The 20120-nt window shown below is 66.8% G+C and carries 19 protein-coding genes; 14 read left to right on the top strand and 5 right to left on the bottom strand.

Annotated features, from left to right (window positions below; genetic code table 11):
* The gene (locus tag CBY09_RS19665) at positions 1–399 is read left to right on the top strand and encodes a hypothetical protein (RefSeq protein ID WP_420807465.1); all 399 of its coding nucleotides are present in this window, start codon (positions 1–3) and stop codon (positions 397–399) included.
* A gap of 271 nt (positions 400–670) precedes the next feature.
* On the opposite strand, the gene CBY09_RS19660 is transcribed toward CBY09_RS19665, so the two are convergent.
* Positions 671–2260, bottom strand: coding sequence for an EAL domain-containing protein (locus CBY09_RS19660; protein ID WP_094291270.1), 1590 nt, complete (start codon positions 2258–2260; stop codon positions 671–673).
* A gap of 296 nt (positions 2261–2556) precedes the next feature.
* Here CBY09_RS19660 and CBY09_RS19655 point away from each other — a divergent pair, with 296 nt between their 5' ends.
* The 9 genes from CBY09_RS19655 to CBY09_RS19610 all read left to right on the top strand — a co-directional run bounded on the left by CBY09_RS19655 (position 2557) and on the right by CBY09_RS19610 (position 12245).
* Positions 2557–3501 carry a formate dehydrogenase accessory sulfurtransferase FdhD gene (locus CBY09_RS19655; protein ID WP_094291269.1) on the top strand — a complete coding sequence of 315 codons (945 nt, stop codon included), beginning with the start codon at positions 2557–2559 and terminating at the stop codon, positions 3499–3501.
* Between the two features lie 47 nt (positions 3502–3548).
* A complete protein-coding gene (locus tag CBY09_RS19650; protein ID WP_094291268.1) occupies positions 3549–5234 on the top strand; it encodes a C13 family peptidase in 1686 nt (561 codons plus the stop codon).
* Positions 5235–5297: 63 nt separating this feature from the next.
* Complete coding sequence (locus tag CBY09_RS19645; protein WP_094291267.1) at positions 5298–7817, top strand: ABC transporter permease; 2520 nt, start codon at positions 5298–5300, stop codon at positions 7815–7817.
* Between the two features lie 75 nt (positions 7818–7892).
* Positions 7893–8324, top strand: a complete 432-nt coding sequence (locus CBY09_RS19640; protein WP_094291266.1) for a group II truncated hemoglobin — start codon at positions 7893–7895, stop codon at positions 8322–8324.
* 73 nt (positions 8325–8397) lie between these two features.
* On the top strand, positions 8398–8880 hold the full coding sequence (locus tag CBY09_RS19635; RefSeq protein WP_094291265.1) for a RidA family protein: 483 nt from the start codon (positions 8398–8400) through the stop codon (positions 8878–8880).
* Between the two features lie 145 nt (positions 8881–9025).
* A complete protein-coding gene (locus CBY09_RS19625) occupies positions 9026–9433 on the top strand; it encodes a GFA family protein (RefSeq protein ID WP_165773950.1) in 408 nt (135 codons plus the stop codon).
* Between the two features lie 5 nt (positions 9434–9438).
* Entirely contained in the window at positions 9439–9831 is a 393-nt protein-coding gene (locus CBY09_RS19620) for a GNAT family N-acetyltransferase (protein WP_165773949.1), read from the top strand.
* Positions 9832–9845: 14 nt separating this feature from the next.
* Positions 9846–10064, top strand: a complete 219-nt coding sequence (locus CBY09_RS19615) for a DUF7661 family protein (protein WP_094291262.1) — start codon at positions 9846–9848, stop codon at positions 10062–10064.
* Positions 10065–10184: 120 nt separating this feature from the next.
* Complete coding sequence (locus CBY09_RS19610) at positions 10185–12245, top strand: bifunctional 2',3'-cyclic-nucleotide 2'-phosphodiesterase/3'-nucleotidase (protein WP_094291261.1); 2061 nt, start codon at positions 10185–10187, stop codon at positions 12243–12245.
* A 97-nt stretch (positions 12246–12342) separates the two neighbouring features.
* Here CBY09_RS19610 and CBY09_RS19605 read toward each other — a convergent pair whose 3' ends face one another.
* Entirely contained in the window at positions 12343–13089 is a 747-nt protein-coding gene (locus CBY09_RS19605; RefSeq protein WP_420807468.1) for a Smr/MutS family protein, read from the bottom strand.
* 185 nt (positions 13090–13274) lie between these two features.
* Positions 13275–13988: a RadC family protein gene (radC, locus tag CBY09_RS19600; protein WP_094291260.1), complete on the bottom strand. Its 714-nt coding sequence runs from the start codon at positions 13986–13988 to the stop codon at positions 13275–13277.
* A gap of 89 nt (positions 13989–14077) precedes the next feature.
* Here radC and CBY09_RS19595 point away from each other — a divergent pair, with 89 nt between their 5' ends.
* Positions 14078–14542, top strand: coding sequence for an FKBP-type peptidyl-prolyl cis-trans isomerase (locus CBY09_RS19595; RefSeq protein ID WP_094291259.1), 465 nt, complete (start codon positions 14078–14080; stop codon positions 14540–14542).
* Positions 14542–15537 carry a 4-hydroxy-3-methylbut-2-enyl diphosphate reductase gene (gene ispH, locus CBY09_RS19590; RefSeq protein ID WP_094291258.1) on the top strand — a complete coding sequence of 332 codons (996 nt, stop codon included), beginning with the start codon at positions 14542–14544 and terminating at the stop codon, positions 15535–15537. The genes CBY09_RS19595 and ispH overlap by 1 nt, the downstream gene beginning before the upstream one ends.
* A 126-nt stretch (positions 15538–15663) precedes the next feature.
* Here ispH and CBY09_RS19585 read toward each other — a convergent pair whose 3' ends face one another.
* Positions 15664–16377, bottom strand: coding sequence for a CBS domain-containing protein (locus tag CBY09_RS19585; RefSeq protein WP_094291257.1), 714 nt, complete (start codon positions 16375–16377; stop codon positions 15664–15666).
* 165 nt (positions 16378–16542) lie between these two features.
* Here CBY09_RS19585 and CBY09_RS19580 point away from each other — a divergent pair, with 165 nt between their 5' ends.
* Positions 16543–17484, top strand: a complete 942-nt coding sequence (locus tag CBY09_RS19580) for a threonine/serine dehydratase (RefSeq protein ID WP_094291256.1) — start codon at positions 16543–16545, stop codon at positions 17482–17484.
* Between the two features lie 32 nt (positions 17485–17516).
* Complete coding sequence (gene serS / locus CBY09_RS19575; RefSeq protein WP_094291255.1) at positions 17517–18836, top strand: serine--tRNA ligase; 1320 nt, start codon at positions 17517–17519, stop codon at positions 18834–18836.
* A gap of 303 nt (positions 18837–19139) precedes the next feature.
* On the opposite strand, the gene CBY09_RS19570 is transcribed toward serS, so the two are convergent.
* Positions 19140–20039 carry a LysR family transcriptional regulator gene (locus CBY09_RS19570; RefSeq protein ID WP_094291254.1) on the bottom strand — a complete coding sequence of 300 codons (900 nt, stop codon included), beginning with the start codon at positions 20037–20039 and terminating at the stop codon, positions 19140–19142.
* Positions 20040–20120: the final 81 nt, after the last annotated feature.

Here is a 20120-nt window from a genome sequence, read left to right as displayed (position 1 = left end):
ATGATGACGACGACACGAACTACCCGCTCCCTGGCTCTGGCACTGTGCGCGGCAGGTGTGTGTACCCTGGCATCCGCCAAGCTGCCCGCCCCGTCGCCCGAGGCCGCCGCCAAGGCTGCAGAAGCCGCTGCCAAGACTGCCTGGGCCGGCAAGGTGGACAACTACAAGCTCTGCCTCTCGCAAGACAAGGTGGCAGCGCACTACCGCAAGACAACACCCTCGGCCAAGCCTGCCGCCGCAGGGACGGCCGCCTGCGCTGACCCCGGCCCCTTTGCCTACACGCCGCCCGCCGCCAAGCCTGCCGAAGCCGCTGGCGCCCATTCGCCGCCGGGCACGGCCAGCAGTCCGCCCAGTACCCAGACGCCCGCAGCTGCGGCCACGCCAGCGTCCAAGTCCTGATCCTGAGGGCTCTGGCTCCCAGTCAGCCCGTCGGGCTGCAAGCCGCGTCCACGCTGGTGGCGCGGCTTTTGTTTTTTCAGACACCCTGCATGCGTTGCGCAAGGCGTCACTTGGTATTTGTCATAAGGCCGCTCGTTTGTAGATTGCGTCCCCCAGCAGTGCTGTGACTATTCGCTGCCGGGGGTGGGGGCTGCGTTTTCAGCTATTCCCTGCGGCCAGTGCTGGGGGGCAGGCCAGGCCTGGGCAGTGTGCCGAGCGCAGTCTCTCGCATCTAGGAGCCAACAGGTCGTTCGGGTGAGCGGCGCGAGGCCAATTGCTCAACCAACTCGTGCATCGGCATGGGTTTGGAGAAGAGCCAGCCCTGTCCGAACTGCACTCCGTGCGCACGCAGATACTCGGCCTGCTCCTCGGTCTCGATACCTTCTGCAATCATCTTCAACTCCAGCGACTTGGCCATCTCGATGATGTGCCCGATGACGTGGCTCGTCACAGCGTGCTGGCCGATCGTGCCGACAAAACACTTGTCGATCTTCAGGCTGTCCATCGTGAACTCGGTGAGATAGGAAAGGCTGGAATAGCCCGTACCAAAATCATCGATCGCTACCAAGTGCCCTTGGGCGCGCAATGCTTCCACGGACTTTCGTGCTTGTTCCGCGTGCAGGAAGACCCGCTCTGTGGCCTCAATATGAATGCACTGGTTGTTGATGCCCATGGCTGTGGTGATTGCGCGCAAGCGGGCACAAATGTCTGGATTGCAGATGTCCTGCGCCGAGAGGTTCACCGCCACGTGAAAATCCGGCCGCTTGCGCAGAAGATCCGCAGCATCGGAGGCGACCAGCTCCAGGACTCTTTGCGTGATGCGCTCGATCAGGCGGTTGCGCTCGGCAACGGGAATGAAAACATCCGGGCTGACAAACTCCCCGGTGCTTTTGCGCCACCGCAACAAGGCTTCGGCACCCACCCACTCCTTGGTGCGCAAGTCCACGATGGGCTGGTAGACGAGGAAGAACTCGCCGCGCTTCAGTGCAACGCGCAGGGCCGCAGGCAGAGCACCGTTGATGCGGACCAATTGCGCGACGACAAAGGCCAGAACCCCCGCTGCGCCGATGCCGATGGGCAGAAGCACAAGCAATACGCGCCACCCATCGTGCTCGATCTCACTGCGCGGAATCGCCACGTAGGCGGCATAGTCATAGCGGTCTGAACGCTTCCATGCGACCACGCCCGCGCCATCGAAGAAGCTGGTCTCGTACTTGTCGCCAATCTTGTCAAACCACAAAGGATCGAACAACCCGTTATGGAAAATTTCCTTCCTGCGGCCCACTCCCAGCACGCCGTAGGTCAGCTTTTTGTCCAGTGCTGCTCCATCAAGAACAGTTCCTTCATGCACCAGCGCGGCGAAACCCGTCTTTGCGTCACCAGTGACGACCAGCCTGGACCCCGGAAGCAGCGGATGTTCGAACTGGGTCCAGATGTTGTAGCCCGCAGCACTCACATAGGATTTGGGCCCCAGGCGATAGCCGATCGACCCGAATGAGGAGCAGACGAGCTGCTCATCCGCAACGTAGCCCACGTCGAGAAGAAGGTTCGACTGGATCACCAGTTTGCGCATGAGATTGAGGTTTGGCTCCGCGCAAGGCTCTGGCGTCTGGCGGGTGCTCAGCTCAGCAAAGACATGCGCCAGTTGATCGCTCACCTTGTGAGAGCGGTGCAGAATGTCTGCCGCCATGGCGCTGGCCCGGTCGCGCTGCCGGTCCACGCTCATGTAAGCCGCCAGCAAAATGGCCGCCAGTATGGGCACCATGATGGCTGCCAGCCCGATGCTGTACAGAATGACGACTCGTCGCCGCATTGATGGCATTGAAACTCTCCCGAATTGCGCTACCTGCGGGGGATAGGCCGCTCCAAACCGCGAGCAGGAGGACCCAGTCGCCCGAGACTAGCATTTGAATGCCGCCGCAGCCTGCTTTTTCTCCCCTCGTTGGCGAGGCATCGGCCCTGTGCCTGGCTGGCAGCGGTGGTTCCAGGCTCTGGTGTCGGGTGTTTGCGCCTGGCTTCTTGTGGCTGAGACGGGTTGCTGACCATAGAAGAGCCTGGAGGACCTGGAGAGGCTGCTCAAAGGGCTCTGACAATGCCGGGAGTGCGTATATTCCTTCCATGAACCGCTCATCGCCGTCTCTTCAAACACCTTCTCTTCCCGTGCTGCCGCGCCTCACCCAGGCCCAGGCGCCGCTCACCCACCATGTGGAGGTCGTCAATGAACGGGGCGAAGCCGAACAGGTGCAGATCCCCGCCGAGCGGCCCCTCACGATCTATGTGGACAAGCGCGAGCTGGTCACCCTGATGACGCTGGGCGCGCAGCCCGAGCTGCTGGTGCTGGGCTATCTGCGCAACCAGCGGCTGATCGAATCGGTGTTCGATATCGAATCCATCACCGTGGACTGGGAGGTGAACGCCGCCGCTGTGCACACGCGCCATGGCATTGCCCGTATTGAGGAACGCACCGCCAGCAAGGTGGTCACCACCGGCTGCGGCCAGGGCAGCGTGTTTGGTGGCCTGATGGACGAGGTAGACCGCATTGCGCTGCCCGATGCGCAGCTGACGCAGGCCCAGCTCTACGGCATCGTCAACGCCATCCGACTCAAGGAGAGCACCTACAAATCCGCTGGCTCGGTGCATGGCTGCGCCTTGTTCCAAGGCGAGGAGCTGCTGACCTTTGTGGAAGACGTGGGCCGCCACAATGCCATTGACACCATTGCGGGCTGGATGTGGATGAATCCGGAAACCGCCGCGGCCGATGGAGTGGCGGCGGACAACGCCCCTGCCACACCCACGCCGATGTCCGGTGCCGATAAGGTTTTCTACACCACAGGCCGCCTCACCAGCGAGATGGTCATCAAGTCCGCCCAGATGGGCGTGCCCATCGTGGTCTCGCGCAGCGGCATGACCCAGATGGGCCATGCGGTGGCGCAGCAGCTGGGCTTGTGCGCCATCGGGCGGGCGACGAATCGCCGGTTTGTGTGCTACAGCGGCGCGCAGCGGCTGGTGTTGCAGCCGGAGCTGGCGGTGGCGCCTGCGGCGAGGGCGGGTGGGGACGTTTAACTTGGCTTGGTGCCTGATCCTTCACGCCCCAATGGCATGATTCGCGCATGAAAGACCTGAACGCCAGCAGCAGCACCTGGGCCGATACCTTGCCCAGCCAGTGGGGGCCCGAACTTGCCGAGACCCATTCCAAGGTGGAAGTCCCGCTGAATCGTCTACAGCAAGACCCCGCGCAGCAGCCAGCGGCCCCGAAGGCTGCGGTTGGTGCCGCCGCCGAAGGTTTGTCACTGTGGGGCTGGATGCGCGAGGGCCTGCGGGCTGCGTTGTTCCTGCCGCCCCGCACGGCCGCCGCTGCGCCCACGCCCTGGCAGTTGCTGGTGTTGTCGCTGGTCAGTGCGGGCCTGCTGGTGGCGGCCTCGCGGCTGGAGGTGGTGGGCCCCGCACAGTTCAACTTGCGCGGTTGGCTCACGCCGATGTGGAGTGGGCTGGTGCTGCTGTGGCTGGCATGGTGGGCCATGGCCCCGGCCCAACATGCCACTGCCAGCCCGGCAGCGGTGGCGTCGGCGGGTGTGCCCGCGCCCACGGGGGGCCTGGCCGCCTGGTATGTGTTGACGGCCTGGGCCCCGTTGGCGCCCTTGCTGGTGCTGTATGCCCTGATGGCGACAGCCGTGCACCGGCCCAGCCTGTGGGATGGCACGGTGGCGGCCATCGTTTTCTGGGTGGCCTATGGGGTGCTCATGCTGTGGGTGCTGGCCACGCTGGTGGTGGTGAGTGCACGCTTCATCCAGTCGCGCTGGCGCACGGCGGCGTTTTCTGTGGCCATGGCGGCAGTGATCGGGGTGGGCATGTGGCAGTTCCAGGACCAGCCCTGGGAGCCGGATGTCCAGGCCCTGGCCGATGCGTCGGCGGAAGCTGCTGCAGCCGCCGACGAGGCGCAGGCGCCCGAGCCTGTGCCGCTGGCGCTGACCCAGGCGATGTTTGAAGAGCAGCAAACTCTGTGGCAGCAGCAGGTGAATGCGCTGGCGCCCGAGCGCCCCGGTGTGGTCGATGTCTATGGGCTGGTGTTCGCCCCCTATGCCGACGAAAACGTGTTCCGCCGCGAGAGCACCATGGTCAGCAGCTTGCTGCAGGAGCGTTTTGACGCCCAGGGCCGGGTGCTGCACCTGCTCAACCACGCCGAGACGGCCGACACCCACGTCTGGGCCACGCCTGAGAACCTGCAGCGGGCCGTGGCCGCGCTGGCAGCCCGCATGGACCGCGATCACGACCTGCTGGTGGTGTACCTCACCTCGCACGGCGCACGCGACCATGCGCTGGCGGCCTCGCACTGGCCGCTGCAGGTGGCACCCGCCACGCCCGAGATGCTGCGTGCGGCGCTGGACGCAGCGGGCATCCGCAACCGGGTGATTGCGGTGTCGGCCTGCTACTCGGGCGGCTGGATCGAACCCCTGGCCACCGACAGCACGCTCATCATGACGGCGGCCGACGCCACGCACACCTCGTATGGCTGCGGCAGGCTGTCGGAGCTGACCTTCTTTGGCCGCGCAGTGTTCCATGAGCAGCTGCGCCAGACCCACTCGTTCACCGAGGCGTTTGCCAAGGCCGTGCCGCTGATCCAGCAGCGCGAGGTGGAGGCGGGCAAGGCCGATGGCTTCTCCAACCCGCAGATCCGCGTGGGCAAGCAGATCACCCCGGTGCTGCAGGCGCTGGAGCAGCGGCTGCAGACGGCCCAGGTGGAGCCCGAGGCCAGCGGCAGCAATGTGGCGGTAGCCCCTGCCAGCCGCGCCCCGTAACCCGCCCCACCCAAACACCCCACGGCCCGCCAGCCCGTTCGCTTTGCGCTAAGGTCCCATGCCATGAACCTGTCATTTCTGCGCCTTGGCTGGCGCACCCTGGCCCGGGACCTGCGCGCGGGCGAATTGCGCCTGCTGATCGTGGCGGTCACGCTGGCGGTGGCCGCACTCACCTCCGTGGGGTTTTTTGCCGATCGCCTGCAAGGCGGGCTGCAGCGCGATGCCTTGCAGCTGCTGGGTGGCGATGCCGTGGTGGCCAGCGACAACCCCACCCCTGCCGCCTTTGTGGAGCGCGCCAAGGCACTTGGATTGCAATCGGTGACCACGCTTGGCTTTCCCACCATGGGCCGCGCGAGCGACGCCCAAGGCGGCGCCAGCAAGCTCGTGGCGCTCAAGAGCGTGCAGCCCGGCTACCCGCTGCGCGGCCGCCTCACGGTGGCCGATGCCCCCGGCGCGCTGGAGCAGCCCACGCGCGACATCCCCGCGCCGGGCGAGGTGTGGGTCGATGCCCCGCTGCTCGAATCGCTCAACCTCGCCATGGGCGACAAGCTGCTGCTGGGTGATGCGCAGTTGCGCATTGCGCGCATCATCGTCATTGAGCCCGACCGGGGCGCGGGCTTCATGAGTTTTGCACCGCGCGTGATGCTGAACGAGCGCGACTTGCCTGCCACCGGCCTGGTGCAGCCCGCCAGCCGCCTGACCTACCGTTTTGCCGTGGTGGGCCCCGCGCCTGTCGTCAAAGCCTTCAGCGACTGGGCGGTGGCCGAGGCCAAAAAGCCCGAGGTGCACGGCGTGCGGGTGGAGTCGCTGGAAAGCGGCCGCCCCGAGATGCGCCAGACGCTGGACCGCGCCCAGAAGTTTCTGAGCCTGGTGGCCCTGCTGGCCGCGCTGCTCTCGGCCGTGGCCGTGGCGCTGGCCGCGCGCGGTTTCGCGGCCGACCACCTCGATGCGTCGGCCATGCTGCGTGTGCTGGGCCAGAGCCAGCGCACCATTGCCGGTGCCTACACCACCGAATTTGCGCTGGTGGGCCTGTTTGCCAGCGCTTTGGGCGTGCTGCTGGGCTATGCGGTGCACCACGCCTTTGTGCTGTTGCTCGCGGGGCTGGTGGAGTCGGCCCTGCCCGCGTCCAGCCTGTGGCCCGTGGCGTTTGGCCTGGGCATGGGGCTCACGCTGCTGTTTGCGTTTGGCCTGCCGCCCGTGCTGCAGCTGGCCCAGGTGCCGCCGCTGCGCGTCATCCGGCGCGATGTGGGCGGGCTCAAGCCTGCATCTCTGGCGGTGCTGGGCATTGGCGTGGCCGGGTTTGCAGCGCTGCTGCTGGCCGTGAGCAGCGACATCAAGCTGGGCCTGATTGCCGTGGGCGGTTTCGCCGGGGCCGTGGCCCTGTTTGCGGGGCTGTCGTGGGTGGCGGTCAAGCTGCTGCGGCGCAGCGTGAATGAAAGCACCGCGCCCCGCTGGCTGGTGCTGGCCACGCGGCAGATCTCGGCGCGCCCGGCCTATGCCGTGGTGCAGGTCAGCAGCCTGGCCGTGGGCCTGCTGGCGCTGGTGCTGCTGGTGCTGCTGCGCACCGACCTCATCAGCAGCTGGCGCCAGGCCACGCCGCCCGATGCGCCCAACCGTTTTGTCATCAACGTGATGCCTGACCAGGCGGATGCGTTCCAGCAGACGCTCAAGGACAACGGCGTAGCGCGCTACGACTGGTACCCCATGATCCGGGGCCGCCTGCTGGCCGTGAACGGCAAGCCCGTGGGTCCGGCCGACTACACCGACGACCGCGCCAAGCGCCTTGTAGACCGCGAGTTCAATCTCTCCAACGCCGTCGAGGCGCCGCCGCACAACCAGGTGGTGGCGGGCCAGTGGACGCCCGGCGAAGAGGGCGCCATCAGTGTTGAAGAAGGCATTGCCGAAACCCTGGGTCTGAAGATGGGCGACCGCCTGCTGTTCGACATGGGCGGTGTGCAGAACGAGGCGCGCATCACCAGCCTGCGCAAGGTGGACTGGGGTTCCATGCGGGCCAACTTCTTCGTGATGTACCCGGTGGCTGAGGTCAAGGATGTGCCCGTGACCTACCTGGCGGCTTACCGTGCCCCCGAGACCCACGGCTTTGACAACGGCCTGGTGCGCCATTTCCCCAACATCACCAACGTGGACATGGGCGCCACCATTGCCCAGGTGCAGCGCGTGCTGGAACAGGTGATCCGCGCGGTGGAGTTCCTGTTCGCCTTCACGCTTGCAGCAGGCCTGGTGGTGCTGTTTGCTGCCGTCACCGCCACACGCGAGGAGCGCGCCCGCGAGTACGCCATCATGCGCGCCGTGGGCGCCCGCGCCAGCCTGCTGCGCCAGGTGCAGCGCGCCGAGCTGGTGGGCGTGGGCCTGCTGGCGGGCTTTCTGGCCAGCGCGGTGGCGGTGGGTGTGGGCTGGGCGCTGGCGCGCTATGTGTTCGACTTCACCTGGACGGCCGCCCCCTGGGTGCCGCTGGCGGGTGCCCTGGCTGGCGCCGTGCTGGCGCTGGCGGCCGGCTGGTGGGGCCTGCGCGAGGTGCTGCTGCGCCCCGTGGTGGACACCCTGCGACGCGCGGCCGAGTAGGTGGTGGTTGTTTTGTTTGCTATTAAAAATATAGCTATAAGGGTATGATGGACAAGCGCAAAGGCCTGTTTTGTTATGAATTCTGAAGCATCGAGCACCCCAGAAGCCTCGTCCCCTGCCGCCCCACCCACCACGCCCTTCGAATGGATCGGCGGCGAAGACCGCGTGCATGCGCTGGTCGAGCGGTTCTATGACCTCATGGACCTGGAGCCCGCCTACGCCGAACTGCGCGCCGCCCATGGCAGCGACCTGGCCAGTGCTCGGCAAAAGCTGTTCTGGTTCCTCTGCGGCTGGCTGGGCGGGCCCGACCACTACCAGAGCCGCTTTGGCCACCCGCGCCTGCGCATGCGCCACATGCCGTTTTCCATCGGTATCAAGGAGCGCGACCAGTGGGTGGCCTGCATGGACCAGGCCATGGGCGAAACGGGGGTTCCCGCCGAGCTGCGCACGCGCCTGAAGGAGAGCTTCATGGGCACGGCCGACTGGATGCGCAACAAAGGGGTCTGACGAACGCGTTGGTTTTGCTGGTGCACACCCCCAACGGTGTGCGCTGCTTGTGGTGAAAAGAGGAGTGTTTTTTATGTCCCGCGACGCGCGTTTTGAGGAACAGGCCCAGGCCCTGGGCTACAGCTTCGATGGCGAGATCAAGATCGGCGGCAACTATGTGCCGCTGGTGCGCGATGGTCACCACGTCTACCTGAGCGGGCAGATTCCGCGCGTGGGCGACACGGTGGTCGTGACGGGCGCGGCGGGTGCCGTGGCCTCGCTGGCCGATGCGCAAAAAGCCGCCAAGGTGTGTGCGATGCGGGCGCTGGCGCTGCTGCAGCGTGCGCTGGGCTCGCTCGATGCGGTGCAGTCCATCCTGCGCATCACGGTGTATGTGCAGTCGGCGCCCTCGTTTACGCAGCAGAGCGAGGTGGCCGATGGCGCGTCTGAAGTCTTGTTCGCTGTGCTGGGCGACGCCGGGGCGCACACGCGCACCTCGGTGGGCGTGTTGCAGCTGCCCAAGAACGCGACGGTGGAAGTGGACTTGATCGCCACCGTGGCACCCACGGCCCGCTGATCACCCAGCACCAGATGCCAGATGCCAGATGCCAGATGCCAGATGCCAGATGCCAGATGCCAGATGCCAGATGCCAGATGCCAGATGCCAGATGCCAGGCGCTGCGCACGGCCCCTGGCAGAAACCGCAGGAGAGCCCGATGACCATGACGGAACCCGTTCACCGTGGCAGCTGCTTGTGCGGCGGCGTGCGCTACGAGACCACCGCACTTTTGCAGGCCGCCTCGCACTGCCACTGCTCGATGTGCCGCAAGGCGCATGGCGCGGCGTTTGGCAGCTATGCCAGCGTGCGGCGTGAGCACCACCGGTTTGTGTTGGGACAGGCGATGGTGCGCACCTACAAGTCTTCGGCCCAGGTCACACGCGCGTTCTGTTCGAGATGTGGATCGCCCCTGCTGTGGCACAGCGAGGGTGCCCACGCTGACTGGGTGGCCGTGCCACTGGGCACACTGGACACGCCCTACGAAACGCCGCCCCAAAAGCACATCCACGTGGACTCCAAAGCCCCCTGGGTGGTGATCGGGGATGGCTACCCGCAAGAGCTGCAGGGCTAGGGGCCATGGCGGTCAGAGACCTTGTTGATCAGGACCTTCCGCAGGTGTATGCCTTGCTGCTTGCGCACGGCTGGTCGCACCGGCTAGGCACTCTGTCGAAGTTCGAGGCGCTGGTCGCTGCGTCGCAATGCAACCTGGTGGCGCTGCACGGGGACGAGGTGGTGGGCTATGCGCGCGCCATTACCGACGGGCTGAGCAATGGCTACCTGTCCATGCTGGTCGTTGCCCCTGCGTTTCGGGGCCAAGGGCTGGGGCGCGCGTTGGTGCAAAAAACGGTGGCCAAGGCGCCCGCAGCCACCTGGGTGCTCCGCGCTGGCCGTCCAGGTGCAGCCGAATTTTTTGCGAGAATGGGCTTTGCTCCGTCGGCGGTTGCCATGGAGCGCACACGTCCCACCTGACACGCTTTGATCCCATGAACCACCCGCGTTTCCATGTTTTCGGCCGTATCGTCGAGGTGCGGCGCGAAGGCGCGCTGTGGCAGGCCTACCGTGTCGGGGCCGATGGCAAGCGGACACCCGCGGGCTTCGTGATCCCCGATTTTGTCGAAGAGCATGAGCTGGCGCAGTTCCTCGAAGACCTGTTCCACGAAAGCGCTTCGCCGCACAACGGCGACGTGCATCGCATCAATTGAGCCACTGCAAGGCCCGCTGACCGTCGCATGCGGCGCGGGTGTTGCGGCCAGCTTTCCACGTCACACCGCTGTCAAACCCGGCCCAGACACTCGGTCCCTTGTTTCCAACTGGGATTGTTCATGTCTGAACGCACACAGGGTTCTCTGATTTCTCCTTCGCATGTTTCACGCCGCGTGGCCACACTGGGCCTGGTGGCGCTTGCGGCCTCGCTGGCCGCCTGTGGCAGTGGCAGCGACAACACCAACGCGGGCGCCACGGCCACGCTGGCCGTGCTGGAGACTACCGACCTGCACTTCAACGTGCGCAGCTACGACTATTTCAAGCTCGCCGAAGACAAGAGCTATGGCTTCGAGCGCACCGCCACGCTGGTGCGCGCAGCGCGCAAGGAGTTTGCCAACACGCTGCTGGTGGACAACGGCGACACCATTCAGGGCACCGCGCTGGCCGACTACGAGGCCACCATCAGCCCCATCCCCTGCACGCAGCAGCTCTCGATGTACAAGGCCATGGGCGCGCTGGGCTTTGACGCCGGCACGCTGGGCAACCACGAGTTCAACTACGGCCTGCCGTTCCTCAATCAGGTGCTGGGTGGCGGCCTGGAGGTGGATGGCGTGGACGCGAGCAAGAAATGCGCGGGTGCGGGCTTTCCGATGGTGCTGGCCAACGTCATCAGCAACAAGACGAAGAAGCCGTTGGTGCAGCCCTACACGGTGCTCGAACGCACGCTGGTCGCCAAGGGCACGGATGGCAAGGAAGTGAAGCTGCCCATCAAGATCGGCGTGATCGGCTTCACCACGCCGGGCATCATGAACTGGGACAAGCGCTACCTGGAAGGCAAGGTGAGCACCGAAGGCGCGGTGGAGGCCGCGACGAAATATGTGCCCGAGCTGCGCGCCAAGGGCGCCGACATTGTGGTGGCGCTGCTGCATGGCGGGCTGGATGGCGCGGCGTATTCGCCCACCATGGAGAACCCCGGCCTGCACCTCTCGAAAGTGGCTGGCATCGACGCGATGGTGATGGGCCACCAGCACGGCGTGTTCCCCGACACGGCGGCCACGCCCGGCTTCAACCTGCCCGGCGTGGACCACAAGGCGGGCACCGTGAATGGGGTGCCTGCGGTCATGGCCAGCTCCTGGGGCAAGTCGCTGGGTGTGGTGCAGCTGGCGCTGCAGTGGGACGGCGCGAAATGGGCGGTCAACAAGTCCGCCAGCAAGAGCGAGCTGCGCAACATCCAGAGCAAGAACGCAGCGGGTGCGAACGTGTATGTGGATGCAGACCCGGCCGTGGCACCGCTGATCGAGCCACAGCACCAGGCGGCCATCCAGTATGTGAAGACCCCCATCGGCCAGACCGACTTCCGCATGAGCACGCTGTTTGCCGATGTGGGCGACCCGGGTGCGATCCAGATCGTGAACCAGGCGCAGCAGGCCTATGTGGCGGCGTACATCAAGGCCAGCCTGCCGCAGTACGCGCAGCTGCCCGTGCTGTCGGTGAGCGCGCCGTTCAAGAGCGGCTTTCAGGGCGGCGCTGACTACACCGACGTGGCCGTGGGCCCGCTGGCCATCAACAACGCGGCCGACCTGTACCTGTACCCCAACACGGTGTATGCGGTGAAGGTCAACGGTGGCGACATCAAGAACTGGCTCGAAGCCGCCGCCAAGCGCTTCAACCAGATCGACCCCGCCAAGACCACTGAGCAGCAGCTCATCAGCAGCTTCCCCGGCTACAACTTCGACATGTTCACCACGGCCGATGTGCAGTACGAGATCGACGTGACACAGCCCGTGGGCAGCCGCATCAAAAAGCTGAGCTATCTGGGCAAGCCCATCGATGTGGCGCAGGAGTTCGTGATCGCCACCAACAACTACCGCGCCACCAGCGGCAAGAGCTTCATCGACAAGCTCGACGGCTCCGGCACCATCTGGGCCTCGCCGGATGCCAACCGCGACGTGGTGATCGACTACATCCGCAAGAACCCGGCGGTGACCCGCGCGGCCCACGGTGCGGCCAAGAGCTGGCGCTTTGCCAAGGCCACGGTGGCGGGCCCGGTGGTGTTCAGCTCGGGCGCCAATGCCCTGGCCGTGGCGCAGGCCGCAGGGCTGGCGAACGTGACGCTGCTGACGGCCGATGACGGATCGGGCAAGGGAGTGTCGAAGTACGCCGTGGATCTGTCCAAATAGGCAGTGCCTGCAGAGAGCAGCGCCACCCCGGATGGGAGTGGGTTGCTTCTCTTTTTATAGCTGCTAGCGCTTGATGGACGGGCGGTAGCGGCTTTTTTTATGTGTTTCTGTGCAGCACCGGCTGCAGCAGCACCACCAGCGCGCCAGCGCCACCATCCATGGGCCGGGCCTGGACAAAGGCCAGCACCTCGCTTTTTTGCACCAGCCAGCGCTGCACGCGGCCCTTGAGCACGGGGCTTTTGCCGGGCGAGCCCAGGCCCTTGCCGTGCACCACGCGCACGCAGCGCAGCCCCGCCTTGTGGGCCTGGCGGATGAAGTCGCCCAGCGCCTCGCGCGCCTCGTCCACGCGCAGGCCGTGCAGGTCGAGCTGGCGCTGGATGCTCCAATGGCCCGCACGCAGGCGCCGGGTGATCTCCACGCCGATGCCGGGGCGGCGAAAGCTCAGTTGGTCGTCGGTGTCGAGCAGGGTGCTCACGTCGAAGTCGTCGCTGATCGACTCCATCAGCACCCGTTCTTCGTCCAGCCAGTGCTGCACCGGCAGCGGCGGTGGCTGGTGGCGGCGCAGGCGCGCCAGGTTGGGGTTGCGCAGCGGGGTGACGGGGCCCACGCTGCGGCTGAAGAGGTGGCGCTCGGCCTCGGCCCGGGCGGCTGCTTCGCGCCGGGCCTTGTCTTCGGCCTCGCGGCGTTCCTGTTCTTCGCGCAGGCGGCGGGCCACGGTGGCCAGGTCCTGCAGCTGGGTGATGCGCTCGCCCGCGCGGCGCGGGGCCGGGGGGGCACGACGGCGGGGTGGCGCAGGGCTGTCTGCGGCGGCGGGTGTGGCGGGGGCGTGGCGCAGCGGGCGCATGGCGGCCTTGGCCGCCGCTTTTTTCTCCGCCAGGCCTGCGCGCCGGGTGGATCGGGGTCCGGTGGGGGCCGGCGCTGGGGCTGGCTCTGCGGCTGCGGCGTGGCTGCCCGCCGCCGTGCGCGCAGCGCGTGCCAGCGCGGCTTGCAGCGCCGTGGGCGGGTGGGGCGGCGCGGGCGCAGGGGCGGTCACACCAGGCCCTTTTCCGCCATCGACAGCGCCTGGCCTGGCGCCACGATCACATGGTCGAGCACGCGCACGTCCACCAGGGCCAGGGTGGTCTTCAGGGTCTGGGTCAGGGCCTCGTCAGCGCGGCTGGGTTGCACGTTGCCGCTCGGGTGGTTGTGGGCCAGCACCACGGCGGCGGCCTGGTGGTGCAGGGCGCGCAGCACCACTTCGCGCGGGTACACGCTGGTTTGCGTGAGCGTGCCGCGAAACAGTTCCTCCAGCGCCAGCAGGCGGTTTTGCGCATCGAGGAACAGCACCGCAAACACCTCGTGCCCCTTGGCCGCCAGGTGCAGTTGCAGGTAGTGCTTGACGGTGTCGGGCGAGTCGAACACCTCGCGCTCGCGCAGCTGCTGGGCCAGGGCGCGGCGGGCCAGCTCCAGCACGGCCACCAGCTCGGCGCGTTTGGCGGGGCCCAGGCCCTTGATGCGTTCCAGGTCGGCCGCGCTGGTGTGCAGCAGCCCGGCAATGCCGCCAAAGCCGCCGGTGATGGCGCCGGTGTCCGGGTCGATGCCGGGCGGGTCCAGCAGCTCCTGCGCCATCTGCAGCACGCCCTTGCCCACGATGCCGGTGCGCAGCAGGATGGCCAGCAGCTCGGCATCGGCCAGGGCGGCAGGGCCGCGCGCCAGCAGTTTTTCGCGGGGCTGGGCGTCGGCGGGCAGGTCTTTGAGGGCCATGGAACGAGGAGGTGGGACGCGCCAGCGGCGGTGGTGGCGGTAGGGCTTTGCCCGGTTTTCTACAATCGCAGGAGTTTATCGAGACTGTCATGACCTCTACCGCTGCTGCTTTGCCCACCGTCCAGCCGGGCTCTTTCCTCACTTTGCACTACCGTCTGGCGGGCCCTGCAGGCGATGTGATCAACACCTTTGCCGACAAACCCGCCACCCTGTCGCTGGGCACGGGCGAGCTGTCGCCCGCCGTGGAGCAGCGTCTGCTGGGCCTGGCCGAAGGCACGCGCACCACGTTCGAGCTGCCTGCAGGCGAGGCCTTTGGCGAGCGCAACCCCGACATGCAGCAGTGGGTGGCCCGCAAGCTGATGAACGAGCTGGGCGACCCCGACGAAAAGTACAACGTGGGCGATGTGGTGCAGTTCCCCACGCCCGACGGCCAGGGCAGCTACGCGGGGGCCGTGATGCAGGTGCGTGAAGACGGCGCGGTGCTGTTCGACTTCAACCACCCGCTGGCGGGCCAGCCTGTGACCTTTGAAGTGCAGCTGATCGGGATCCTGTGATGCTGGCGCCGAAAGAAATCCTGCTGGCCGAGCCGCGCGGCTTTTGCGCCGGTGTGGACCGCGCCATCGAGATCGTGGAGCGCGCCATCCAGAAGTTTGGCGCCCCCATCTATGTGCGCCACGAAATCGTGCACAACACCTACGTGGTGAACGACCTCAAGGCCAAGGGCGCGATCTTCATCGAAGAGCTGTCGGACGTGCCGCCGGGCGCCACGCTGGTCTTCAGCGCCCACGGCGTGAGCAAGGCGGTGCAGCAAGAGGCCGAGGCGCGTGGCTTCAGCATCTTTGACGCCACCTGCCCGCTGGTGACCAAGGTGCACGTCGAGGTCGCCAAGCTCGCCAAAGAGGGCTACGAGTTCATCATGATCGGCCACAAGGGCCACCCCGAGGTCGAGGGCACCATGGGCCAGCTCGACCACGGCATCCACCTGGTGGAAGACGTGGAAGACGTGGCCCGTGTGCAGCCCGCGCAGACCGAGAAGCTGGCCGTGGTCACGCAGACCACGCTGAGTGTGGACGACGCCGCCGAAATCTCGGCCGCCGTGCGTGCGCGCTTTCCGAACGTGCGCGAACCCAAGCAGCAGGACATCTGCTACGCCACGCAAAACCGGCAGGATGCCGTCAAGGTGCTGAGCCCGCAGGTGGACGTGGTGATCGTGGTGGGCAGCCCCACCAGCTCCAACAGCAACCGCCTGCGCGAGCTGGCGGCCAAGCTGGGCACCACCGCCTACATGGTGGACAGTGCCGACGAGCTGCAGGGCGATTGGTTCAAGGGCCGCTCGCGCGTGGGGCTCACGGCGGGCGCCTCCGCGCCTGAAATCCTGGTGCAGCAGGTCATCGACCGCATCAAGGCGCTGGGCGCGGTGTCTGTGCGCAGCATGGCGGGCATCGAGGAGACCATCAAGTTCCCGCTGCCCAAGGGGCTCAAGATCGATGCGGCCACGGGACTGGAGATCCGCGAGCGCACGCCCGAGACGGGGCCGTCTGCACACTGAGCACTGACGGTCAGACGGTTCAGTCGAGAAGAAGGGCGCTCATAGGCGCCCTTTTTTGCTCCTGAATTGATAGCTTTCATCGCTTGACCATCGCGCGGTAGCGGCCATTTTTATTCAAATTTTTTGTCACAGCGGCACGGCAGGTCCGCTCCACAGGTCCAGCGGCGGGTCGGCCGCCACGGCGCGCAGGATGTCGGTGCGCGAGATAAAGCCCGACAACACCCCGGCCTCGTCCGTCACCGGCAGGCCCGGCAGGCCGGTGTCCAGCAACACGGCGGCCACGCGGCGCAGCTCGGTGTCGGCCGAGACGGTGGGCACGGGGCTCACCATCACCTCGGCCACCGGGCGGCGGGCCAGGTCAATGGCCTGCTTCACGGCGCCGGGTTCGGGCAGCAGGTCCAGCGGCGCCATGTCGGCGCGCACCAGCAGGCCGATCACGCGGCCCAATGCATCCACCACGGGTGCCTGGGCCACCTTGTGCTCGGCCAGGGTCTGCCAGGCGTCGTTCACACGGGCATCCGGCTGCACGCTGAGCGCGCCTCGGGTCATCACGTCGCTCACCCGGGTCAGCGGCTGGCGGGCATGCTGGGGGCCCTGTTCGGTTTGTGCGTAGGCGCTCACGGCATCCTGCAGGCGCAGGTTGACCACGGCGGGCGTGGCGGCTTCTGCCGTGGCTGCGTGGGGCGGGGCGGTGAAGACGGGCACGGGCTCCCCCGGCAGGTCCAGCGCCCGGGTGCGCAGTGCCTGGGGCCGCTGCACGCGCCGCACCGACGAGATCTGGGCCAGGTTCTCCGGGCCGCCCCGGTACATCTGGCCCGACGGGCCGAACACAAAGAACATGTCTTTCCTCCTGCAGGCAGGCCCGCAACGGGCGTTGATGGGGCTGCTCTGTCCATGTTATCGGCAGTTGTGGGGCGCGCGTGCAGTCAGTCTTGTGTCTGCATGTTGCGGGCAACCCCTACACTGCCCCATCTTTTGACACCACCTGCCATCCGGAGCCCCTGCATGATCGACCGCGCCGCCATTGCCGCCGCCCGCCGCCAACTGGCCACCCAGCCCGACTTTTTGCGCACCACGCCGCTGATGCGCCTGTCTGGCAAGTCGTTGGGCGTGGACTGTGCCGAGGTCTGGCTCAAGCTGGAGCACCTGCAGGTGGGCGGCAGCTTCAAGGCGCGGGGCATGCTCTACCGGCTGCTGGCCAACCCGGTGCCCGAGAGCGGCGTGATCATCGCCTCGGGCGGCAACGCCGGCATTGCGGTGGCGGCGGCCGCCCAGGCCCTGGGTGTGCGCTGCGAGGTGTTTGTGCCCGAGGTCTCGCCCGAAGCCAAACGTGCCCGCCTGCGCGCCCTGGGGGCAGAGGTGGTCGTCACCGGCGCTGCGTATTCCGAAGCCTTTGAAGCCTGCGTGGCCCGCCAAAAGACCACCGGCGCCTTGCAGGCCCATGCCTACGACCAGCCCGAAGTGGTGGCGGGCGCGGGCACCCTGGCGCTGGAGATGGAAGAGCAGGGCGGCCGTCTGCCCTACACGGTGCTGGTCAGCGTGGGCGGCGGCGGCCTCATCGGCGGCGTGGCCGCGTGGGTGGAAAGCCGCGCCCATGTGGTCGCGCTGGAGCCCGAACGCGCGCCCACCCTGCATGCCGCGCGGGCTGCGGGCCAACCGGTGGATGTGGAGGTGGGCGGCGTGGCCGCTGACTCGCTGGGTGCCAAGCGCATCGGTGCCATTGGCTGGGAGGTGAGCCAGCGCCATGTGCACGACGCGCTGCTGCTGCCCGACGACGCCATCCGCGCGGCCCAGCTGTGGCTGTGGAAGGAGCTGAAACTGGCCGTGGAGCCCGCCGCCGCGCTGGGCCTGGCCGCGCTGCAAACCAGCGCCTACAAGCCCCAGCCGCAGGAAACGGTGGCCCTGATTCTTTGCGGCGCCAACTTCGACCCGGCAAACCTCGCCTGAGCCCAGGCCGACCACCCCCTTAAAATCCTGCAATGCTTGACATTCTTCTCCTCCGCAAAGACCTCGACACCGCCATCGCGCGGCTGGAAACCCGCAAAAAGCCCCAGGCCTTCCTGGATGTGTCCGCTTTCCAGGCCCTGGAGTCCGAGCGCAAGACGCTGCAGACCCGCACCGAAGAGCTGCAGGCCCAGCGCAACCAGCTGTCCAAGCAGGTCGGCATGCTGATGAGCCGGGGCGACAAGGACGGCGCCGAAGCCGTCAAGGCCCAGGTGGCCGCAGGCAAGGTGGAGCTGGAACAATCCGCCGCCCGCCTGGAGCAGATCCAGTCCGAGCTGCTGGCCATGCTGGTGGCCGTGCCCAACCTGCCGCACGAATCCGTGCCCGTGGGCAGCGACGAAGCAGGCAATGTCGAAGTGCGCCGCTGGGGCACGCCTGCGAAGTTCGATTTCGAAGTCAAGGACCATGTCGATGTGGGCACCCCGCTGGGGCTCGATTTCGACATGGGCGTCAAGCTCTCGGGCTCGCGCTTTACCGTGATGAAGGGTTCCATCGCCCGCCTGCATCGCGCATTGAGTCAGTTCATGCTGGATGTGCAGACGCAAGAGCACGGTTACACCGAGTGCTACGTGCCTTACGCCGTCAATGCCGACTCGCTCAAGGGCACAGGCCAGTTGCCCAAGTTTGAGGGCGACCTGTTTGCCGCCAAAAAGGGCGGCCAGGACGGCGAGCCCGTGCCCGACAACGCAGCGCTCTACCTCATCCCCACCAGCGAAGTGCCGCTGACCAACTTTGTGCGCGACGTGGTGGTGGCCGAGTCCGACCTGCCCATCAAGCTCACGGCCCACACGCCATGCTTCCGCTCCGAAGCGGGCAGCTACGGCCGCGACACGCGCGGCATGATCCGCCAGCACCAGTTCGACAAGGTCGAGATGGTGCAAATCGTGCACCCCGACAAGAGCTACGAAGCGCTCGAAGAAATGACGTGCCACGCCGAAGCCGTGCTGCAGAAGCTGGGCCTGCCCTACCGCGTGATGAGCCTGTGCACGGGCGACATGGGCTTTGGCGCCGCCAAGACCTACGACCTGGAAGTGTGGCTGCCCGCGCAAAACACCTACCGCGAAATCAGCTCTGTGAGCAACTGCGAAGCCTTCCAGGCACGCCGCCTGCAAGCCCGCTTCAAGAACACACAAGGCAAGAACGAGCTGCTGCACACCCTGAACGGTTCCGGCCTGGCCGTGGGCCGCACGCTGGTGGCGGTGTTGGAAAACTATCAACGTGCGGACGGAACCGTCGAGGTTCCGTCCGTTCTCCGCCCATACATGGGCGGAGTGTCGGAGCTTGCTCCGACCTGAGCGGATAGTTTCTGTGTAGGCTCACTTTCGCAGCGCGAAAGTGAAGCGAAGCGTGCCGGAACTACAACTACCAGCAGGCCGACGGCAGTGTGGTGGTGCCCGAGGTGCTGCGCCCCTACCTGGGCGGCCAGACTGTGCTGCAGGCCTGAGGCCGCGTGAGACAGCCCGGCAGGTCCGCTCGGGCTTGTCTGATTCATCGACTCCTACAGCGGGCCCTTGCGGCCCGTTGTGTTTTTCACTTCCCGTTCATGCAGGCGTGCGCGTATGGGTGCCATGGGAACGAGTAAAGCCTTGTGCAGGGGCTCAGGCCGCCAGGGCAGGCGGGGCTGAAAAATCCACCTGTGCCTGGGCCAGGCGCAACATCGCCGCCACCAGCGCCCGCGTATCGCCCCGCCGCCATTGGTATGCGTAGTGCAGGGGCGCCAGCGGCGTGCGCCCACCCACGGCACGCAGGCCCAGGGTGTGGACCCAGCCAGCCGGCAAAAAACCCACACCCACACCCGCGCGCAGCATTCCCGCCACGGCCCCCCAGCTGTTGCACAGGATGCGCTCAGGCGCTGTGACGCGGTGCGCCAGCAGCCAGTCGTCCAGCAGCCGCGTGGTGCCCGCGCCGGGGGGGAGGGTCACCAGGGCATGGCGCTGCAGCAAGGCCCCTGCGCCCATCCGGCCCGCGCCGGGCAGGCCTGATGCGGCCGCCCAGGTGAAGTGGGCTGCGCCTATGGGCTGCGACAGCAGGCTGCTGCGGGATGAGCGCCCGGCGATCACGGCAAAGTCCAGCTCACCATCGTCCAGGCGGCGTTCCAGCACGCTGCCCACATCCACCAGGGGCTCCAGCACCAAGCGGGGATGGGCTTGCCGGGCCGCAGCCACAAACGCGGGCAGCCAGGTGAGCGCCGAGAGATCTCCCACCCCGAAACGGCACCGGCCGGTCAGTGCCGCGCGTACATCCACCGCCTGGCCCAGCGCCGCCATGGCCTGGAGCACATCAAGCGCTGCAGGCAGCAGGCGCTCGCCCGCTTCGGTGAGCACGGCACGGTGGCCGCTGCGGTCAAACAGTGGCTGGCCCAGCACCGACTCCAGCTCAGCGATGCGCTTGGACAGCGACGACACCGACACATGCACGCGGTCTGCAGCAGTGGTGAAGTTGGCGCAGGTAGCGGCCCACCAGAAGGCTTCGAGCTGCTTGATGGAAGGGTGTGGCATGGGTTTTTGTCGAAAAAGCGAACAATTTCATTCTAGATATTTCGCTTTTATGCGCATCGAATGCTGCCTAGAGTGGGGACT

The organism is Acidovorax kalamii (assembly GCF_002245625.1).
Taxonomy (GTDB): domain Bacteria; phylum Pseudomonadota; class Gammaproteobacteria; order Burkholderiales; family Burkholderiaceae_C; genus Acidovorax; species Acidovorax kalamii.
Note: the sequence above shows the minus strand (reverse complement) of the source record. Positions and strands in the feature narration are given on the sequence as shown.

Excerpts from the sequence above, each read along its gene's own strand:
- CBY09_RS19665 (WP_420807465.1), top strand. The coding sequence starts at position 1 with ATGATGACGACGACACGAACTACCCGCTCCCTGGCTCTGGCACTGTGC.
- CBY09_RS19660 (WP_094291270.1), bottom strand. The coding sequence starts at position 2,260 with ATGCCATCAATGCGGCGACGAGTCGTCATTCTGTACAGCATCGGGCTG.
- CBY09_RS19655 (WP_094291269.1), top strand. The coding sequence starts at position 2,557 with ATGAACCGCTCATCGCCGTCTCTTCAAACACCTTCTCTTCCCGTGCTG.
- CBY09_RS19650 (WP_094291268.1), top strand. The coding sequence starts at position 3,549 with ATGAAAGACCTGAACGCCAGCAGCAGCACCTGGGCCGATACCTTGCCC.
- CBY09_RS19645 (WP_094291267.1), top strand. The coding sequence starts at position 5,298 with ATGAACCTGTCATTTCTGCGCCTTGGCTGGCGCACCCTGGCCCGGGAC.
- CBY09_RS19640 (WP_094291266.1), top strand. The coding sequence starts at position 7,893 with ATGAATTCTGAAGCATCGAGCACCCCAGAAGCCTCGTCCCCTGCCGCC.
- CBY09_RS19635 (WP_094291265.1), top strand. The coding sequence starts at position 8,398 with ATGTCCCGCGACGCGCGTTTTGAGGAACAGGCCCAGGCCCTGGGCTAC.
- CBY09_RS19625 (WP_165773950.1), top strand. The coding sequence starts at position 9,026 with ATGACGGAACCCGTTCACCGTGGCAGCTGCTTGTGCGGCGGCGTGCGC.
- CBY09_RS19620 (WP_165773949.1), top strand. The coding sequence starts at position 9,439 with ATGGCGGTCAGAGACCTTGTTGATCAGGACCTTCCGCAGGTGTATGCC.
- CBY09_RS19615 (WP_094291262.1), top strand. The coding sequence starts at position 9,846 with ATGAACCACCCGCGTTTCCATGTTTTCGGCCGTATCGTCGAGGTGCGG.
- CBY09_RS19610 (WP_094291261.1), top strand. The coding sequence starts at position 10,185 with ATGTCTGAACGCACACAGGGTTCTCTGATTTCTCCTTCGCATGTTTCA.
- CBY09_RS19605 (WP_420807468.1), bottom strand. The coding sequence starts at position 13,089 with ATGCGCCCGCTGCGCCACGCCCCCGCCACACCCGCCGCCGCAGACAGC.
- radC (WP_094291260.1), bottom strand. The coding sequence starts at position 13,988 with ATGGCCCTCAAAGACCTGCCCGCCGACGCCCAGCCCCGCGAAAAACTG.
- CBY09_RS19595 (WP_094291259.1), top strand. The coding sequence starts at position 14,078 with ATGACCTCTACCGCTGCTGCTTTGCCCACCGTCCAGCCGGGCTCTTTC.
- ispH (WP_094291258.1), top strand. The coding sequence starts at position 14,542 with ATGCTGGCGCCGAAAGAAATCCTGCTGGCCGAGCCGCGCGGCTTTTGC.
- CBY09_RS19585 (WP_094291257.1), bottom strand. The coding sequence starts at position 16,377 with ATGTTCTTTGTGTTCGGCCCGTCGGGCCAGATGTACCGGGGCGGCCCG.
- CBY09_RS19580 (WP_094291256.1), top strand. The coding sequence starts at position 16,543 with ATGATCGACCGCGCCGCCATTGCCGCCGCCCGCCGCCAACTGGCCACC.
- serS (WP_094291255.1), top strand. The coding sequence starts at position 17,517 with ATGCTTGACATTCTTCTCCTCCGCAAAGACCTCGACACCGCCATCGCG.
- CBY09_RS19570 (WP_094291254.1), bottom strand. The coding sequence starts at position 20,039 with ATGCCACACCCTTCCATCAAGCAGCTCGAAGCCTTCTGGTGGGCCGCT.